Genomic DNA, 18,926 nt, shown 5'->3' with positions numbered 1-18,926 from the left:
GATGAAAAGAACTGCATGAAGGTAACCCTACAACCCTCCGGCCTGAGGCTGGACACACACCCTGGCGAGCGTATTCTGGATGCCGCCAGGCGGCTCGGCTTTGATGCGCCGCAGAGCTGTCGCAACGGCAACTGCCATGTTTGCGACGCACTCTTGCTAAGCGGCAGCGTGCGCCTGGCCGACGGCACTGAAGCCAGCAGCGGCGACATCTACACCTGCGTGGCCGAGCCACTGACCGATTGCGAGCTGCAGTGGGAGGATATTCTGGCTCCGGGCGAACTGCCGGTGCGCGAGCTGGCGTGTCAGGTCAGCGAATGCAGCGAGATGGGCGCGGATGTCTGGCGTGTGCGGCTGCGCTTGCCGGCTGGCAAGCCGCTGCGCTACCACCCAGGCCAGTATCTGCTGCTCGAACGCCAGGATGCCGATCCGGCTGCTTTTTCCATCGCCTCTGCGCCGCAGGAAGGGCGCACGCTGGAGCTGCACATTCTTACCCGCGACGCCGTCACCCAGGGCGTAATAGACTACCTGCGCACACATCGTATCGCGCGATTGCAGGCGCCTTTTGGTGACGCCTGTGTACGCGATCTGCCGCAGCAGCCACTGGTGCTGATCGCCGCCGGCACTGGCCTGGCACAGATGCAGAGCCTGATCGAATACTGCCTGGCCGAGGGCTTCAGCCAGCCGATCCATCTCTACTGGGGTGTACGGCACAGCGAGGATTTCTATCAGGCGCCGCATTGGGATCGCTGGCAGGCAGCGCCCAATCTGTATCTGCACAAGGTGGTCAGTGATGAAGCGCAGTGGGCCGGCCGTGATGGACTGCTGCATCAGGCGGTATGCGAAGATATCGCCGATCTGGCCGATTATCGCTTCTTCGTCAGCGGTTCGCCGCCCATGGTCTATGCCACTCTGGATGCGCTGGTAGCGGCTGGCATGCCCGCCGAGCAGATGCATGCCGATGCCTTTGCCTATGCCCCACGCGAGCCGCTCGCTGATTGATCAGCGAGACGGCAACGGCAACGTCGGCAAACTTTCTTCCAGCAAATCGAAACCATCGTTGATGACGGCGCGCGAGGCTTGCTGCTCGCCCATGCGATCAAGCAAGCGCGCCAGCTCGGCACAGGTCTGGATATCGCGCTTGCTGGAAAAGCTGGCTTCCAGGTAATCCCTGGCCTTGCCCCACAGACTGTTGCGCTGCGCCAAACGCCCCAGAGCCAGAAGCAAGGTGGCGTTGTTCGGATGCTGCGGCAACCATTGCTCTGCCGTCGCCAGTTGGCGGGCTGAGTCGCGGCCCTGCACCAGACCGTAAAGATGCACCAGGCGTTCGTTGTAGCTGCCTTGCAGGGCGTTGCGCAAGGCCTCTTCAGCCAGCATTTCCCGTCCCTTGCCACGCAACTGCAGGCAATAGGCTTCCACTACAGCCGGATCCTCATGCATGCGTTTGGGCATACGCTCCCAGGCCGCCACCACCAGGCTGGCCGGGTCTGTATCTGCTGGCGCAGCCCGTTGCCCCGCCTGCTGCAACAAAGCGAGGTGAACCTGATACTCCAGAGCATCCTGATCGGCCGGCTTGAGCACCTGCTGCTTGCGCAGCTCGGGCAACAGCTCCAACAGTCGCCCCCAGTCTTCCAGACGCAGATACACCTGGCTCATCAGCTTGAGTGCATACAGGTGCTTGGGATGTTCCTTGCGCAAACGCGTCAATGTCGCCAGCGCCTGCTCCAACTGACCCCGGCCGATTTGCAACTGCGCCTGGGTAACGGCGATAGCCACGTCCGCCTTGGGTGTGGTTTCGTAGGCCTCGCGCAGCAGGCTGTCGCACTCACTGTAATCTTCCAGCTCGTGCGCTGCTCTGGCGGCAGCCAGATAGTTGATCAGCGGCAGCTCGGCATGCGGCGCCGACTTTTTCAGCAGTCGCAGGGCCGACTTCCAGTGACCCTCGGCAAATTCCAGCAGGCCGCGCGTGGCAATGGCGTTGGCGCGCTGCTGCTGATTGCGCCGCGACCAGGGGTTGATGCGACGGCCCGAGGCATTGAGTACTCGAATCAGCGCGCGCGCCAGCATCAGCAACAGCCAGAACGCCAGCAAGAAACCCAGGCCGACCCATACGCTGGTTTCAATCGAGAAGTTGCGCCAGGCAATCAGCAGGTAACCGGGGTCCTCCGCCACCGCCATGCCCAGCAGCGCAGCCACCAGGAGCACGGCCAGAATCGCGATGTAGCTTTTACTCATCGGTGGCCTCCGGCTGCTTGGCAGCACTGGCGGAGCGACGATTCTGTATGTAGGCCGCCAGGCTCTGCTGCAGCGGTGCCAGGTCGGGCGGGTTGAGACTTACCGCTTCCTCATGCAGCGCGTGGAATTGCTTTTGCATGCCCTCGACCTGCGGATTGTCGAGTTCGAAATACTGGCCCAGAATCTTTTCCGATTGCGTCAGGCTGGCTTGATACACCTTTTCTTCGCCGCGCAGAGCTGCCCATTGCGCCTGCTCTATGGTCAGTTGCAGGGTACGCTGCACGCGCTGCATCTCGGCCTCGTCCAACAGAGGTGTAATCACCTTGCCGCGCTGGAAGTCGACCCGCACGTAGCGCTCCAGGCGCATCAGCACGCGATCCCAGCGGTCGCGCCGCTGCAGACGATCGGCGTATTCCTCTTCAGTGGTTACCTCGTCCGGATCGAATTCGGGTACTGGCAACAACACCAAACGCTCGACCTGGTCGCGCAGCGCAGCCAGACGCAGGAACACGCCTGGGCGATCAAGCTCCGGCAACCCGGCCAGCTCGGCCTGGTACTGCGCCAGCTGCTCACGCACACCATACAGGCCGCTATCGGGCATGGATTTTAAAATACCGTCAACGGTCCTCAGCAGCTCGCGCGCAGCGCTTACGTCCTGTACCGCCAGCAGGCGCAGCGAGGCCAGGCGCAGCAGGTACTGGGCTTCTGCCAGTTTCCAGTCTTCGCGGCCATCGCCCTGCAGAATGTCCAGTCGCTCGCCAATTGCCTGCTGACTGCGCTGCATCTCGGCCACCAGGCGTTGCATGGACTGCCAGCTATCGCCCTGCGGCACGCCCTCAAGGCGTCCTTCGAGCTGCTGCTGGCGCTGCTCGCCCGCGGCCTGCATCTGCTCCAGCAACTGTTGCAGCTGTGCCTGCTGTTGAGTTTGCTGCGCCTGGCGCTGCTGCCATTGCCACAGGCTGAAAGCCAGGGCCAGCAAGGCTACCAGCAAGGCTAGCCAGGTGAGTCCGCGCCCCCCGCCGCTGCTATTGCCGTTATCCTTGCCCTTGTTGCGCACCGGCGGTATCACCGTGGATTGTTTGCCTGGCACTTTGCCCGCGCCGGTTTTGTTGCCTGCTGCGGCATGGGCGCCCGGCCTGGGTTCGTCTTCGCTACCGGGAACAGCCGCAGCGGACGTCACGCCAGGCTTCGCTTGCGAATCCGCGGGCGCGGCGCTGCCAGAGGCACCGGCGTTGCTGCCTGGAGAAGTATCGGCAGCACTGGCCGCAGCGCCGTCCGCGTTCTTGTTCGATTCTGTTGGTTCCACGCCTGTCCCCTTTAGTCCTTCAGCGGGTGTGCCCGCACTGCCGCGAGAATGGCCTCATCATCGGCACCCCCGCAGGTTACTACATCCTCACAGCCCAGGTCTGCGGCCTGAGCCGCAACCCGCACGCTTGGCACCCAGCAGCGCCATAGCCGCTGCTGCTGCCAAGCCTCTCCCGCAGCCTCGCGCCAATGACTCAGCGCCTGACTACTGAGCAGCACAATGCCACCCACATTGTCAGCCACCGCAGCCAACCGGGCAGCCACGCCGACCGGGGGCTGCCGATGATAGAGCTCAAGATAATCGACCTGCCCGCCCGCAGCACGAATCTGCTCGGCCAAGTACTCACGACCGCCGACGCCACGCCAGATCATCACCCGCAGATCTGGACGAGCAAAATGCGCCTGCCACAAGGGCAAGCGCAGGAGCGCTTCGCTGTCCTGCCCGTCTTCAGGTACCAGCACCGGCAAGCCAGCCTGCTGCAAAGGTTCGGCACTGCCAGCGCCAACGGCCAGCCAGTCGATACCCACAGGCATTTGCGGCCAGTACTGATCCACCCGCTCCAGTCCCAACTGCGCCGCCATACGGCTGACCGCGATCACCAGATGATAACGATCGAGCTCCAGCAGCAGGCGACGCTGGGCGTCACTTTCCTCGACCGGCACCAGCTCCAGCAACGGCAGGCCGGAGCTATCCACTCCCTGCGCTGCCAATAGCCGACCCAACCGCTGGTTGTCGGCAGGCTGACGCGTCAGCAGGATCGCTTTGCTCACCGTGGCGGATCACCGGCGTAAACCGCATCAAGAATGGTCTGTGCGCCCTGCCCCAGCAGGTCTTCCGCGACCGCGATGCCCAGGCTTTCAGGATCGCTTTCCGGGCCCCGCGCTTCAGCGCGTAGTAGCTGACTGCCATCCGGATCGCCGACCATACCGCGCAGCCACAGCTCGCCTTTGGCGCGCTCCGCGTAACAGGCGATAGGCACCTGGCAACCGCCATTGAGCCGGGTGTTCAATGCCCGCTCGGCGCGCACGCGCAGGGCACTGTCTTCATCGTTCATCTGTGCCAGCAGTGCGTGCAACTGGGTGTCGGCGCTACGACATTCGATGCCGACCGCCCCCTGCCCGCCCGCTGGCAGGCTCTCTTCCGGCGGCATGGCGTAGCGGATACGTGCATCAAAGCCCAGACGCATCAAGCCAGCGGCAGCCAGAATGATGGCGTCGTACTCACCGGCGTCCAGTTTGGCCAGGCGAGTATTGACGTTGCCCCGCAGAAAGCGCACCTGCAAGTCAGGGCGACGCGCCATCAGCTGCGCCTGGCGGCGCAGGCTGGACGTACCCACCACGCTACCCGGCGGCAGGCTGTCTACCTTGTCATGATGGTTGGAAACAAAGGCGTCGCGCGGGTCTTCACGCTCGCAGATGGCGTATAGGCCCAGGCCTTCCGGAAACTGCATGGGCACATCCTTCATGGAGTGCACCGCGAGGTCCGCCTCGTCATTGAGAATGGCGGTCTCCAGTTCCTTGACGAACAGGCCCTTGCCACCGATCTTGGCCAGCGGCGAATCGAGCAACTGGTCGCCGCGGCTGACCATGGGCACCAGGCTGACCTGAACGGAGGGGTCGATTTGTTCGAGGCGCGCTTTGACGTATTCGGCCTGCCACAGGGCCAAGGCGCTCTTGCGGGTGGCAATTCGCAGATGTCGAGTCATGGGATTCTCATTCAAAACCAGGCTGCATGATACGCCATGCCCCTGCGGGCATCCATGCAAGTGGCCATTGCAGCCGAATCACAGCCGATCCATCAAGCGGCGCACCCCCGGTACATGGCGCCGACTGACGGTCAGGGTTTCCTCATTGAGATCCTTCAGACACAGCTCAAAATGACCCATGGACGTCCTTTGCAGACATTCGATGCGACTGCGCGCCACCAGCGCATTGCGATGAATGCGCACGAACTGATCACCGAACTCTTCTTCCAGCGACTTCAGTGGTTCATCCAGCAGCACCTCGCCTTGCACATGGCGCAGGGTGACGTATTTGTGGTCGGCAATGAAATAGAGCACATCTTCGATCGGGATCAGTTCGATGCCCTTGCGCGTACGCGCGCTGATATGGCTGCGCGCCTGCCCGTTTTCGGCCTGATTGCCCGACCGGCCCAGGCTGGCCAGCTGCATGCGATTGGGCCGCTGCGCCTTGGCCAGGGCCTGCGCCAGATCTTCGCTGCGCACCGGCTTGAGCAGATAGCCCACCGCGCTGACGGCGAAGGCATCCAGGGCGTACTCACCGTGCGCGGTACAGAACACCACCGCCGGCGACTCGCTGTCTTCGCAGAGTTTGGCTGCCGTCTGCAGCCCGTCGAGCCCAGGCATGCGGATATCCAGCAGCAGTATGTCCGGGCGTTGCTCTTCCACCAGTCGCAAGGCTTCATGGCCGTTGCTGGCCATCTCAGGTAGCACTTTGTATCCGGGCAACTCGGCGACCAGACGCGCCAGGCGCTCGCGTGCAAGGGGTTCATCGTCAGCGATCAGTACTTTCATGCCTCAATGACTTCTCTGCTGTAGTGAAGACGTTTGCCTACAAGGATAGACCAGCCTGCTAAAGAAGCATGCACCCTCACGCCAGAGCTCCACGCGGGCCTGATCACCGAACAATGTCTGCAGCCGTGCACGTACATTCTCCATCGCCATGCGCGCTCCCTGGTGGTTCTCTGTCTGCTCAGGACAAGTATTACGCACGGTAAGTTCAACCACCTGGTTGCGACAGTGTCCACTGATGACAATTTCGCCACCATCCACGCGCGGTTGCAGGCCGTGCAAAATGGCATTCTCCAGCAGCGGCTGCAGTGTCAGCAGCGGCATGGGCGTGTTGTCCGGCAGCTCTTCGACATGCCAGCTCACGCGCATGCGCTCGCCCAATCGATACTGTTCTATACGCAGATAGCCCTGGCACAGACGCTTCTCTTCGCCCCAGCTCGCCAGACTCTCGGCACTGCCCAGGTTGGCCCGAAACAGGTCCGACAGATCCAGCACCGATTGCTCCGCCTTGAGCGGCTCGGACGCAATCAGACTGACAATACTGTTGAGACTGTTGAACAGAAAATGCGGGCGAATCCGCGACTGCAGTGATTGCAGACGCGCGCGCAGCTCGGCCTGCTGCTGGCGCTGCCATTGCTGCTGCAGATAGAAATAGCGCAGCAGCAGACTGGTCATGATCAGCGCGATCACGCCATGGCGCAGTAGCTGCTCGGTCTGCCAGTGCAGCGCGCCGGTCATGCCGCGGTAAACAATCCAGTCGCCGATCACGGTAAAAGCCAGCGTCAACCCCACCACCACGGCGAAGCAGGCCGCCACCGCCAGGCCCAGCGGCCGCCGCTGCATCCAGTTGCGCAGGCGGCAAAGCAGCGCCGCCGAGAGCAGCACTATCCATTGCACAAACAGCGAAGCCATCGCCAGGCCCAGCCAGTTGAACCCCTCGGTCACCGGCTGCGCCAACACCCACACCAGCACCACCAGTTGCGCCAGCACCACCAGGGTAAAAACAGCCACGGACGAGCACAGGTCGGGGAGGAAAAAATCCTCTCCGGCATAGGGCTGCTTGAGCAACGACCAGAATCCATTCTTCATTGCGCAAGTGTCCGCCAGCCGGGCGCCATCGCGCAAGCGTGAAATGGTATGCTATGGCCTTTTACACGCAGCGGAACAGTCCGACACATGAGCCAAGACCAGACAACCAATCAATCCTGGGGTGGCCGGTTCAGCGAACCGGTTGATGCCTTCGTCGCCCGCTTCACCGCCTCGGTGGATTTCGACAAGCGCCTGTACAAGCACGACATTCAGGGCTCCATCGCCCACGCCACCATGCTGGCCAAGGTCGGCGTGCTGAGCGACGCCGAACGCGACAGCATCATCGACGGCCTGCGCGCCATCCAGAGCGAAATCGAAGCCGGCGAATTTGCCTGGAGCGTCGCCCTGGAAGACGTGCACATGAACATCGAAGCGCGCCTGACTGACCGCATCGGCATTACCGGCAAAAAGCTGCACACCGGCCGTTCACGCAATGACCAGGTCGCGACCGACATCCGCCTCTGGCTGCGCGAGGAAATCGACATCATTCTGGCCGAGCTGACGCGCCTGCAACAGGGTCTGCTGGAGCAGGCCGAGCGCCACAACGCCGTAATCATGCCCGGCTTCACCCATCTGCAGACCGCGCAACCTGTCACCTTTGGCCACCACCTGCTGGCCTGGTTCGAGATGCTGCAGCGTGACCGCGAACGCCTGCTCGACTGCCGCAAGCGGGTCAACCGCATGCCGCTGGGTAGCGCCGCACTGGCCGGCACCACCTACCCGATCGATCGCAGCATTACCTGTGAGCTGCTGGGTTTCGACGCTGTTTCCGGCAACTCGCTGGACGGCGTTTCCGACCGCGACTTCGCCATCGAATTCTGCGCTGCGGCGTCCGTCGCCATGATGCACCTCTCGCGCTTTTCCGAAGAGCTGGTGCTCTGGACCAGCGCACAGTTCAATTTCATCGAACTGCCCGACCGTTTCTGCACCGGCTCCTCGATCATGCCGCAGAAAAAGAACCCCGACGTGCCCGAGCTGGTACGCGGCAAGACCGGCCGCGTATACGGCCACCTGATGGGCCTGCTGACCCTGATGAAGAGCCAACCGCTGGCCTATAACAAGGACAACCAGGAAGACAAGGAACCGCTGTTCGACGCCGTCGACACTCTGCGCGACTGCCTGCGCGCCTTCGCCGACATGATCCCGGCCATTCAGCCGAAGGTTGACGTCATGCGCGAAGCGGCCCTACGCGGTTTCTCCACCGCAACCGATCTCGCGGACTACCTGGTACGCCGCGGCTTGCCCTTCCGCGACTGCCACGAGATTGTCGGTCATGCCGTCAAGTACGGCGTGGACAGCAAGAAGGACCTGGCCGAGATGAGCCTGGACGAACTGCGCCAGTTCAGCGACCAGATCGAGCAGGACGTGTTCGAGGTGTTGACGCTGGAAGGCTCGGTCAACGCCCGTGACCATATTGGCGGGACCGCGCCCGGGCAGGTGCTGGCGGCGGTGCAGCGGGGGCGGGAGCTGCTCGGCGTCTGACACTGCGAGCCGCACCCGTCGTAGGGTGGATAACGCCGCAGGCTTATCCACCGTGTTTTTGACGTTTTTCTCGGCAATGTTGATCGTTCCCATGCTCCCGCGTGGGAATGCAGCCCCGACGTCTGTCCCAACTACTCGCGCCGTCTGGCGTGTTAGCGCACTTTCTCAACCTCGCGGCAGATAATCTGATCCAGCGCCTTGGCAGGGATGAAGAGCCACGCATGCTAGTGGCGCTGCTGAGGGAGAAGCCCGCTTCAACCCGAGCAACTTTGCCCTTGGCAATGATGTTGATCGTTCTAGTCAGCTTTCGCCTTGATGGCGAGTCGAGGGAAATGCCTGGCCATTTCCCCCAACACCCCCTAGGCCACCCCAACTGCGCGGCCCTGCGGGTTCACTGCGTTGCTCGACCTGGCGGGGGCACTCGCAAACTCGGCGCTACGCACCTCAGACACCGCGAGCACCTTTTTCCCGCCAACCCTGTGCTACTCGCCCGCGCAGACGGGGATTTGGGGTCCGTGCATTCTGGCTGGTTTTTTTTGGGAGCGGCAGTTCGCGCTCGTTTGAACCCAGTCATGTTCATGCTTGGCAAACGTACCTCGCGGTAGCACTATCGGAGGACTTTACTTATCGCCGAGTTAATTTTTTTGGGTGCATGGATGCCATCTCTTCTCTCACTAGGTAGCAAGGCACTTCTGGTCAAATGCTCGCTTGCTTGCTCATGCAGCGCCTCACTCTTTTGCGCTGCAATCGTGCGCGTGGTGAACGTGTTCGTGGCCGCCCCCGCAAGGGCATTAATATGAAAGCTTTTTTCAGGGTTTTCTTGATTTGCGCACTGGTAATCTCGACTGCTTGGAATGGCCTTGTGGTCATGCAAGATCGTTGGATGGTATCCGCAATTGCAGATGCCAGGGAGAGCAAACGTTCCGAGCTGGTTGAAGGTGGTGCTGCCCAGAGCAAAATCGATCAGGCGCTGGTTGACGTTGAGCGCAGTATCAAACTGATCAACCAATGGGAAAAGGCAGAGCTAAAAGATCATGTTGCAGCAACTAGTGTCGCGCTCGTTCAGGCATTCATTGTTGCCATCTTCATCTATCTGTTCTTTTTCAGAAAGGCGTACAGAAAAACCCTGCTCGGGATAATAGTCGCGGTGTCTCTGGTGCCTATATTCTGGCGGACCTACATGCTGGGCACGGACGCAAGAGGCTTGGTGGTGATTGCAACAGCAGGGCCCCGAGAGGTTACTTTCAATCCCTACTCGCAAAATGGGTTTCTAATAAGCCCGTCGCTGGCAGCCCGAATATTCATCAGTCACCCTGAGCTATACAGGGAGTGCGGTTTATTCTCTGAAGCATTAGGCGTTTGCGCTACTCCGATTGTTTCCTACATAGGCAGTTCTCTAGACTCCTCAGCCAATGACGAAGTCATTGATCGGCTGTTTGAAATGCTTGAAGCGGCGATCAAGCGAGGTGCTTCTGTTACCGAAATCCGTAACGGATTGCCACTGATACATGAGGCTATTCTTTTCAACAGTCCGCGCTATGCCGCATTGCTGATGCGGTACTGTGCTGATCTTAGTCAGCGTATAGATAGACCTTCTTCGCCAGTAGATGGATACGACGCTATCGCCTTCCTGAATTACCTTGATCAGCGAGGTGACCGAGATTTCACAAAAGTGCGCGCTGTGATCGAGACTCGCACTGACCAATGCTCGCAAAATCACCACATGAGCCAGCTTGGCAGCTGACCGGTTCAAGTATTTGCTCGCCACGGATGATTTCTGCTTCTCAAACTCGACTTAATGCACTGACCCCAAGTCCCCGTCTGCACGGGCGAGTAGCGCAGAGCTGGCGGGAAAAAGGTGCGCGCGGTGTCTGAGCGAAGCGAGTTTGCGCGTGCCCCCGCCAGACCGAGCAACGCAGCGAACCCGCAGGGCCGTGCAGTTGGGGTGGCCTAGGGGGTGCAGGGGGAAATGGCCAAGCATTTCCCCCGCTCGCCATCAGGGCGAAAAGCTGATTAGACCAATTCACGCCGCTATTAAGCGTCACGCCATCACGGGTTGATCGTTTCCACGCTGTCGCCGCCCGTCAAAGCAAAATCCATCCACAAGCCTGGATGCCGCTGGCAGTAGTGATGGACGCGGAGCGTCCGGGGCTGCATTCCCACGCTGGAGCGTGGGAACGATCAATGGACTTAGCGCTGGCACGCTCCCGAGAGCCCATCAGCTCCGAATCAACTGCGCCACCGACTCCTGCACCCGCGCCGTCAACTCACCTTCATCCAACCCACAGATATCACCATTGTCGATAGCTGGCCTACCCTGCACAAAACTGTACTTCACGCTTACCGGCTCACCACACATCAGCGGCGCCGTCAGCGGGCTGTGCACGCCAGCGAAGCGTGGCTGGTTGATGTCGTAGAGCACAAGGTCGGCGGCCATGCCGACGCTCAGCTCGCCGACGTTATCCAGCCCCAGCAACTGGGCACCGTTGCGGCTCCCCCAAGTCAGGATCTGTTCAAGGTTGGTGGCCTCCGGGCCGTGCATGGCGCGGTGGATGAGCCAGGCCAGGTTCAGCTCCTGCAGCATTGAGCCGGATTCGGCCGAGGCCGAGCCATCCACGCCCAGGGTGACGGGCAGGCCGAGTTTTTCCATCTCGACGGCGCGCGCCACGCCGCTGCCGAGGCGGCAGTTGGAGGTGGGGCAATGGGCGATGGTGGTGCCGCGTGCAGCCAGGCGCGAGAGCGCGTGATCGTCGCAATGCACCAGGTGCGCAAACCAGACGTCCTCACCCAGCCAGTCGCAGGACTCGGCATAGTCGATGGCGCTCATGCCGTATTTCTTCTGCGCCTGCGCCTCGTCAAAGCTGACCTCCAGCAGGTGCGAGTGCATGCCCAGACCGAACTCGCGTGCGTAGGACGCCTGCGCGCGCAGGCCATCCGGGTCGCTGGAATGAATCAGGCTGGTGGGTGCGACCACCAGTTTGCGCATGGCATCGCCGCCGCTCTGGTGATAACGGCTACGGCTGGCTTCCAGCCGGTCGAGAATCTGCGGCAGGGTTTCCGGCGCGATGCCGTGATCGACCATACCCTGGTGGCTGCCCACCTCAGTGGCGCTGCCACGGCACAGCACCAGGCGCATGCCAAGCTCATCGGCCGCCTGCCACACCGCGTCTTCCAGCTCGGGGCTGGTGGTAGCGTGGTACAGATAGTGGTGATCGGCACAAGTAGTGGCGCCGGAGCGCAGCAGCTCGTACAGGCCAAGACGCGCGGCGTGGTACATCAGCTCAGGCGTCACCTTGGGCCAATAGCGGTAGGGCACCGAGCTAAGCCAATCGCCCAGGTTCTGATTCAGCCCCTCGGGCACGCCTTTCATGATCGACTGCGCCAGGTGGTGATGGGTGTTCACCAGGCCGGGCCAGACCACGCAGCCGGCGGCATCTATCACCTGCTCCGACTGATCCGCCAGCGGCTGCAAGTTGGTGCCCAGCTCGGTGATTTTGCCGCCGCTGATGCGCAGGTCGCGCGCATCGCTCTGGGTCGGGGAGAATATCGCGGTCGCGTTTTTAATCAGATACGCCATCTAACTGCTCCTTTTAACAGCCAAAGAGCAATGTCCCGGAGCCTGGCCCCTGACCGCTTCTACTCTAGTGCACGTTCGGTTGAATACGCTCGGGGTGCCCGAGGCATAGCTTGCCGGAAATACGGTGCAATTTTCTAACCAACCCGCAACTGGGATGCATGCGGCGTAAACCGGGCGCTTGCGCTTAGCGCGCGCCGCCTTTGCGTGCAAAAATGGTGCAAGTGGTCAGCTTTTGCGCAGCGGCGGTGCAGTCTTGTGGAAGCGCTTTGCTGCGCGCCCTGGCTGCAACCCGCGCTGGCGCGACGTTCGTCAGAAACTACCGGGCTGGCCCGATTACTGCTTGATAAATTACGCCGCAGGATTATCCTCGGCAACGTGAGTAGAAGCTGTCAGGGGGCAACCACCCCAGGTCATTGCTCAGTTTATGGTCGGACGACGCGGCAAGCGCGGCGAACTGACCGGACTGATCAGCCACAGCTGACTCCCCCTCCGGTTACCCTCGCCCCACTCCCTGTCTCCGCCCCTTGCGCCCACACGGGCACTACTCGGAGATTCAAGATGACAACCACCTCTACAAGCACCTCCACAAGTACACCAGAATACGGCCTGAAAGAACTGCAGCTGGAAACCACCTTTGGCGGTATGGGCAAGGAAACCGAGCGCAGTATTCCGCTGATCGACCTCAGCGATTTCGAGAACCGCCGCGCCGAGATTACCGAGCAACTGTGGAGCGCCGCGACCGAAGTCGGCTTCTTCCAGCTGGTCCACCATGGCCTGGACATCAGGCTGGTGCAGAGCGCCTTTGAGTTGTCCGAAGCCTTCTTCAGTCTCAGCAACGAACAGAAAGCCCGGTTCCCCCTGAAGAAAGGCCTTAACACCGGCTGGGAGTTCATGTCGCAGGTACGCCCCTCGACCCGCACCGCCGATCAGAAGGAGTCCTTCCAGATCACTCTGCCGCACATGGACGACCTCTGGCCAAACCAGACTGTGGTGCCGGAGTTCCACCGCATCATGCTGGATTTTGAATACCGCGCCTGGCAGTTGGGCATGCAGGTGCTCTCGTGCTTTGCCGACCGCCTGGGCTTTGAACGCGACTTCTTCACCAAAGCGCATGACCGCCGCCAGCCTGACTACCAAAGCACCCTGCGCTTGCTGCATTACCTCGCCATGCCGGAAGAGGATCAGGATGAAAGCCTGTGGCGCGCCGGTGCGCACACCGACTTCGACTGCCTGACCATGGTGTTCCAGAAGGAAGGCCAGGGCGGTCTGCAGGTCAGCCCGGGCAAGGACGCCGAAGGCGCCGGCGACAACCGCGAGTGGAGCAGCGTGATCCCGCGTGACGACATCATCACCTGCAACATCGGTGACATGCTGATGCGCTGGAGCGACGACCAGCTCAAGTCCACCCTGCACCGCGTGCGCATGCCCAAGCCGGGCGAATACCGTGGCCCGCGTTACAGCATGGCGTTCTTCTGTCAGGCCAACAAGAACGTGATGATCGAAAGCCCGGCTGGCAAGTATCCGCCGATTTCAGCGGCCGACTATCTGCTGCAGCGGATTCAGGCGAACTTTGCCGAGGCGAAGAAGTAAACTCGAGCTTCCAGGAAGGTAAAACCACCATCGGTGGTTACCCGGACGGCCGGATTCTATCCCGGCCTGCGCTGGTGCGGTTGAGGCTGCAGGTCGAGATGGAACTCAACCTTCCCCATGAAAGTAAAGCTAAATCGGGGTTGCCTGAGACGGCCGGGTTCCATCCCGGCCTGCGGCGGTGCGGTTAAGGCCGCTGGTCGGCCGGTATTACTTCTTCACCGTTTCCAGGGTTTTGGTGATAGCGGCAACCGCAGAACCGATATTGCTCAGCTCGGCCGGCAGAATCATGGTGTTGTTGGTCTGTGCCAGCTTGCCGAATTCCTTCACATACTGCTCGGCAACGCGCAGCGATACTGCCGACTGACCGCCTTCGGTATTGATCGCCTCGGCGACCCGACGCAGACCCTCGGCGGTAGCGGTCGCAATCAGCTCGATCTCGCGCGCCTTACCTTCAGCCTCGTTGATCTGACGCTGCTTGTCAGCTTCGGACAGGTTGATGGTTTCCTGCTTCTGGCCTTCAGAGACGTTGATCTTGGCTTCCCGCTCACCTTCGGACTGGGCAACCACGGCGCGGCGCTCCCGCTCGGCGCGCATCTGTTTCTCCAGGGCATCAAGAATGGTGGCCGGCAATTCGATATCGGCGATCTCATAGCGCAGCACTTTCACGCCCCAGGGCTTGGCCGCCTCATCCAGCGCTTCTACCACCTGCACGTTGATGGTTTCGCGCTCTTCGAAGGTCTTGTCCAGGTCGATCTTGCCGACGACCGAACGCAGGGTGGTTTGCGCCAGCTGCATGGAGGCGTAGCGGTAATCGTTGATGCCGTAGCTGGCCAGCTTGGGGTCCACTACCTGTAGATAGAGCACACCATTGACGACCACCTGAATATTGTCGCGGGTAACGCAGGCCTGGCTGGGCACATCGATCGCTTCTTCCTTGAGCGTGTGCTTGTAGGAAACCCGGTCAACAAAGGGGATCAGCAGGTGAAAACCGGCTTCCAGGGTCTTGGCATATTTGCCCAGGCGCTCGACGATGAAGGCCGAACGTTGCGGCACGATGCGCGCGGTTTTCGCCAGGGTAACAACGACCAGGGCGAGAAACGCGAGTGAAAGAATAGTGGCCATTTCCATGCTTGAAGCTCCTTGAGGGTGATTTAGATTTTTTCAGGTTTCTGTGCGCTGACCTGCAGCACAATGCCGCTGTGATTCAGCACCCAGGCAGTGTCCCCTGCCTTGAGCGGCTCACTGGATTCGGCATCCCACTTGGCACCATTGAGCTGCACATCGCCGACGCCCTGGATGAAGTCGGTCAAGACCGTCACCCGCATGCCCAACAATCCGGCGTCATCCTGGTCGCGCGCGGCCAGATCGGCCTCGCTGCCGCGCAGCCAGCGCGTGAAGTGTCGACGCAGATACCAGAGGGCAACCACGCTGATCAGCGAAAACAACAGTAGTTGATAAGGCAGCGTATCGATCACGCCGAACAGGGTCAGCAGACCGACCACCAACGCGCCAATGCCAAAGAACACCGCGACCATCGCGGGAATGAAGAACTCCGACAGCAGCAGGGCCAGGCCCAGCAACAACCAGAAAGCGTAACTCGTCAAATATCCAGTCAACATGATTTCTCCCTGCGCGCAGGACGTCTCTGCAACGGCTGCTGGGAGGTTATCAGATTGCCCGCACAAATGCCCTGCCAATGCCGCAGACCTGGCCACGCAGGTCAGCTTTGTTAAGCTGGTATAAACCACAGGAGCCGCTCATGCCGTTAAAAGCCTTACATCTATGTCTGTTTCTGCTGCTGAGCTGCAGCGTGTCAGTCATTCACGCCAAGCCCTTGCAGGTAGGCATAACCACGGTGCCGCCCTTCGCCATGCAGAACGAACAGGGTGAGTGGCAAGGCATCAGCATTGATCTGTGGCGCGCGGTCGCACGTGAGCAGCAGCTGGACTTTGAGTGGGTGCCCTTGTCATTCACCGAGCTGCTGAGTCAGGTGGAATCCGGCCAGATAGATGTCGCCGTTGGGGCCCTGACCATGACGGCAGACCGCGAAGCTGTTTTCGACTTCAGCCACCCGTTCTATCAGACCGGCCTGGCCATTGCCGTACCCCCCTCGCCCAAGCACGGCATTATGCATAGCCTCAAGGCGCTGTTCAGTTGGGAGTTTCTCAGCGTCATAGCCGCGCTCACGCTGCTGCTGTTTGTGGTTGGCACACTGCTCTGGTTCTGTGAGCGGCGCGCCAATCCCGACCAGTTTGGCGGCAAGGCCCGTGAAGGCATTGGCGCCAGCTTCTGGTGGGCTGCAGTGACCATGACCACGGTCGGTTATGGCGATAAAGCCCCGGTGACCCTCGCCGGCCGCATGGTGGCATTGGTATGGATGTTTGCCGGACTGATCATGGTGGCCAGCTTCACCGCCGCTATCACCACGTCATTGACGGTCAGCAATCTGCAATACCAGATCCAGGGTCCGCAGGATCTACCCGGCAACCGGGTGGCGACCATTACCGGTACCGCCAGTGCGCAGTACCTGCAAGACAATCGCATCATCCGACGCGAATATGCCAACCTCAGCGACGCCATGCACTCGGTACTGGATGGCGAAACCGATGCCGTGGTCTATGACCGCCCGTTGCTGCAGTTTCGCAACCAGCAACTGGCCGAACAGCGCCTGACGCTGGTACCCGGGGTATTCGATCAGCAACTCTATGCGCTCGCCATGCCCGCCGGCAGCAAGCTGCGCGCGGCCATCAGCGAGGAGATTCTGCGGATTACCGAATCGCAGGAGTGGAGCGCGATACAGGCGAGCTATCTGCAGGAGAGTAAATAGCCCCCAGGCGGGCGCCGAAGCAAGACGTAAGGCATTTACGCGGTGGCCGCAGGAAGAAATGAACTGCAGTTCATCCGATTTTTTCCATGAATGATGGCGGGCCAGAGCCAATGACCCGCCAGTCATTTTTTACGACCTGCGACTGCGTCACAAAGTGTGCGCAGCCACCTTCATAAGCCCCTGAACGCTGACTATTCTGATTCACCTCAGGCATGCCCTGAATGTCTTAAGACGATACAAACAAAAACAAACACAAGGAATTTCGTCATGTCTAAAAAGACCCGACTGAGCGTCGCCTGCGGCCTCATCGCAGCGCTCGGCGTCAGCACCCAGGCCCAGGCTTTCTGGTTCAGCTCGTCGCAATACACCAAAACCAAATACCCGATCGTGCTCACCCACGGCATGCTGGGTTTCGACAGCCTGCTGGGGATCGATTACTGGTATGGCATCCCCGCCGCCCTGCGCAAGGACGGCGCCAGCGTCTATGTCACCGAGGTCAGCCAACTGGATACCTCCGAGGCCCGCGGCGAGCAATTGCTCGAACAGGTCGAAGAGATTGTTGCCATCAGTGGCAAGCCAAAGGTCAACCTGATCGGTCACAGTCACGGCGGCCCCACTGTGCGCTACGTCGCCTCGGTTCGCCCTGATCTGGTGGCCTCGGTGACCAGCGTGGGCGCGCCGCACAAGGGTTCGGCCACCGCCGATTTCCTGCGCCAGATTCCCGAGGGGTCCGGCGGCGAGGCGATTCTCGCAGGCCTGGTCAATGCCATGGGCGCCTTCATCAATCTGGTTTCCGGCAGCAGCTCGATGACGCCGCAGAATGCGCTAGGGTCGCTGGAGTCACTCAACTCGGCGGGCGCTGCGGTATTCAATGCACGCTATCCAGAAGGACTGCCAACCAGCGCCTGTGGCGAAGGTGCCTACAAGGTCAACGGCGTGCGCTACTACTCCTGGAGCGGCACCAGCCCCTTGACCAATGCGCTGGATGTGTCTGATCTGCTGACCGGAGCCGCCTCACTGACCTTCAAGGGTGAAGCCAACGACGGCCTGGTAGGCCGCTGCAGTTCGCATTTGGGGATGGTCATTCGCGATAACTACCGCATGAATCACCTGGACGAGGTAAACCAGTTCCTCGGGCTCACCAGCCTGTTCGAGACCGATCCGGTAACCGTTTACCGGCAGCAGGCAAACCGCCTGAAGAACGCCGGGCTTTAAGGCTGCGCGCGGCTGGCCACATTGCAGCCGCGCGACCACCTGACTTTGCCAGAGTAATCCTATGAAATACCTTGTTTACCTGCCCCTGGTTGCCGGTGCACTGCTGCTGGGCTGGCAACTGCTACCCGAACACCAACCCCGGGACAGTGCTCCAGCCAGCACCAGCACCGGCGAGCCAACGCCTTCAGCCGCCTTGCCCGCAGCTATCAGGCACGGCACGGACGCAATCGCTAGCCAGGCGCAGCCAGCATCCTTGCGCGGCACCGACGTGGACGGCGACTTACAGGTGGACACGCAGGGCAACCTGCTGATCAGCGATCAGCTACGCCATCTGTTCGATTACTACCTCAGCGCGACCGGCGAACAGACCACCGAACAAGCCCAGCGGCGAGTGCACGAGTATCTTGCCAACCAGCTGGAAGAACCCGCACGCGAGCAGGCGCTGACGATCTTCGAGCAGTATCTGAACTACCTGCAGGCGGTCGCCGAACTGGAGCAGGACTTCCCGGTACTGGATGAACTGGACGCACTCTGGGCACGCGAAGACGCTGTACAACGCCTGCGTGCCAGCCTGTTCGACCCCGCTGTACATCAGGCCTTCTTTGCCAGCGAGGAAGTTTACAATCGCTTCACCCTGGAGCGCCTGGCAATCAACCGCAATACCGATCTTGACGCAGGCCAACGCGCAGCCGAGGTGGAAGCCTTGCGCGAAAACCTGCCGGAGCAACTGCAACAACTGCTGGTGCCGCAACTGCACCAGGATCTGCGCCGCCAGACCCAGGCGCTGGCCGAACAAGGCGGCAGCGCCGAAGATATCCGTGCGCTTCGCCTCACGCTGGTGGGCCCCGAGGCGACGGCCAGATTGGCAGCGCTAGACCAACAGCGCGCCGAGTGGCAACAACGGGTCGACGCCTTCAACCGCGAGCGCGAAGGCATCCTGCAACAGGCCGGGCTGGCCGAGCAGGACAAACAGCAAGCCATACAGGCATTGTTGCAGAGCAGCTTTGCCAGCAACGAACAACTGCGCTTAAGCGCACAGACCGCTGATCAGTCAGCGCCTTGACCGCACGCCCCCGCC

16 protein-coding genes are annotated in these 18,926 nt (G+C 61.1%); 7 read left to right on the top strand and 9 right to left on the bottom strand.

Translation table 11 applies throughout. The features are described from left to right. Positions 1-15 precede the first annotated feature (15 nt). On the top strand, positions 16-999 hold the full coding sequence (locus V7756_RS00345; RefSeq protein WP_335608177.1) for a CDP-6-deoxy-delta-3,4-glucoseen reductase: 984 nt from the start codon (positions 16-18) through the stop codon (positions 997-999). On the opposite strand, the gene V7756_RS00340 is transcribed toward V7756_RS00345, so the two are convergent. The 6 genes from V7756_RS00340 to V7756_RS00315 all read right to left on the bottom strand — a co-directional run bounded on the left by V7756_RS00340 (position 1,000) and on the right by V7756_RS00315 (position 7,157). Then, the gene (locus V7756_RS00340) at positions 1,000-2,232 is read right to left on the bottom strand and encodes a heme biosynthesis HemY N-terminal domain-containing protein (protein WP_335608176.1); all 1,233 of its coding nucleotides are present in this window, start codon (positions 2,230-2,232) and stop codon (positions 1,000-1,002) included. It abuts the gene before it with no gap. After that, positions 2,225-3,538 carry a uroporphyrinogen-III C-methyltransferase gene (locus V7756_RS00335; protein ID WP_335608175.1) on the bottom strand — a complete coding sequence of 438 codons (1,314 nt, stop codon included), beginning with the start codon at positions 3,536-3,538 and terminating at the stop codon, positions 2,225-2,227. Before V7756_RS00335 ends, V7756_RS00340 begins: the two co-directional genes overlap by 8 nt. An 11-nt stretch (positions 3,539-3,549) precedes the next feature. After that, positions 3,550-4,308, bottom strand: coding sequence for a uroporphyrinogen-III synthase (locus V7756_RS00330; RefSeq protein ID WP_335608174.1), 759 nt, complete (start codon positions 4,306-4,308; stop codon positions 3,550-3,552). Beyond that, positions 4,305-5,243 carry a hydroxymethylbilane synthase gene (hemC, locus tag V7756_RS00325; protein ID WP_335608173.1) on the bottom strand — a complete coding sequence of 313 codons (939 nt, stop codon included), beginning with the start codon at positions 5,241-5,243 and terminating at the stop codon, positions 4,305-4,307. The genes V7756_RS00330 and hemC overlap by 4 nt, the downstream gene beginning before the upstream one ends. A gap of 78 nt (positions 5,244-5,321) precedes the next feature. Further along, a complete protein-coding gene (locus V7756_RS00320) occupies positions 5,322-6,071 on the bottom strand; it encodes a LytR/AlgR family response regulator transcription factor (RefSeq protein ID WP_335608172.1) in 750 nt (249 codons plus the stop codon). Positions 6,072-6,074: 3 nt separating this feature from the next. Beyond that, complete coding sequence (locus V7756_RS00315) at positions 6,075-7,157, bottom strand: sensor histidine kinase (protein WP_335608171.1); 1,083 nt, start codon at positions 7,155-7,157, stop codon at positions 6,075-6,077. Positions 7,158-7,244: 87 nt separating this feature from the next. Here V7756_RS00315 and argH point away from each other — a divergent pair, with 87 nt between their 5' ends. Both argH and V7756_RS00305 read left to right on the top strand, forming a co-directional pair. Then, the gene (gene argH, locus V7756_RS00310) at positions 7,245-8,639 is read left to right on the top strand and encodes an argininosuccinate lyase (RefSeq protein ID WP_335608170.1); all 1,395 of its coding nucleotides are present in this window, start codon (positions 7,245-7,247) and stop codon (positions 8,637-8,639) included. Between the two features lie 796 nt (positions 8,640-9,435). Then, positions 9,436-10,383 carry a hypothetical protein gene (locus tag V7756_RS00305; RefSeq protein ID WP_335608169.1) on the top strand — a complete coding sequence of 316 codons (948 nt, stop codon included), beginning with the start codon at positions 9,436-9,438 and terminating at the stop codon, positions 10,381-10,383. 474 nt (positions 10,384-10,857) lie between these two features. On the opposite strand, the gene V7756_RS00300 is transcribed toward V7756_RS00305, so the two are convergent. Continuing rightward, entirely contained in the window at positions 10,858-12,216 is a 1,359-nt protein-coding gene (locus V7756_RS00300; RefSeq protein WP_335608168.1) for an amidohydrolase family protein, read from the bottom strand. A gap of 558 nt (positions 12,217-12,774) precedes the next feature. On the opposite strand from V7756_RS00300, the gene V7756_RS00295 reads away from it, so the two are divergent. Next, positions 12,775-13,806 (top strand): isopenicillin N synthase family dioxygenase, encoded by a 1,032-nt coding sequence (locus V7756_RS00295; RefSeq protein ID WP_335608167.1) that lies wholly within the window; start codon positions 12,775-12,777, stop codon positions 13,804-13,806. A gap of 207 nt (positions 13,807-14,013) precedes the next feature. On the opposite strand, the gene V7756_RS00290 is transcribed toward V7756_RS00295, so the two are convergent. Continuing rightward, positions 14,014-14,934, bottom strand: coding sequence for an SPFH domain-containing protein (locus V7756_RS00290; RefSeq protein ID WP_335608166.1), 921 nt, complete (start codon positions 14,932-14,934; stop codon positions 14,014-14,016). Between the two features lie 23 nt (positions 14,935-14,957). After that, entirely contained in the window at positions 14,958-15,425 is a 468-nt protein-coding gene (locus V7756_RS00285) for an NfeD family protein (protein WP_335608165.1), read from the bottom strand. A gap of 140 nt (positions 15,426-15,565) precedes the next feature. Here V7756_RS00285 and V7756_RS00280 point away from each other — a divergent pair, with 140 nt between their 5' ends. The 3 genes from V7756_RS00280 (at position 15,566) to V7756_RS00270 (ending at position 18,911) form a co-directional block, all read left to right on the top strand. Beyond that, complete coding sequence (locus V7756_RS00280) at positions 15,566-16,633, top strand: transporter substrate-binding domain-containing protein (protein ID WP_335608164.1); 1,068 nt, start codon at positions 15,566-15,568, stop codon at positions 16,631-16,633. Between the two features lie 267 nt (positions 16,634-16,900). Beyond that, positions 16,901-17,848 carry a triacylglycerol lipase gene (locus tag V7756_RS00275; protein WP_335608163.1) on the top strand — a complete coding sequence of 316 codons (948 nt, stop codon included), beginning with the start codon at positions 16,901-16,903 and terminating at the stop codon, positions 17,846-17,848. Positions 17,849-17,909: 61 nt separating this feature from the next. Next, positions 17,910-18,911, top strand: coding sequence for a lipase secretion chaperone (locus V7756_RS00270; RefSeq protein ID WP_335608162.1), 1,002 nt, complete (start codon positions 17,910-17,912; stop codon positions 18,909-18,911). The last annotated feature ends 15 nt before the right edge of the window (positions 18,912-18,926 follow it).

Origin of the sequence: Halopseudomonas sp., from assembly GCF_036961105.1 — a bacterium.
Taxonomy (GTDB): domain Bacteria; phylum Pseudomonadota; class Gammaproteobacteria; order Pseudomonadales; family Pseudomonadaceae; genus Halopseudomonas.
The sequence above is the reverse complement of the archived record's forward strand: the minus strand, read 5'-3'. Positions and strand labels throughout refer to the sequence as shown.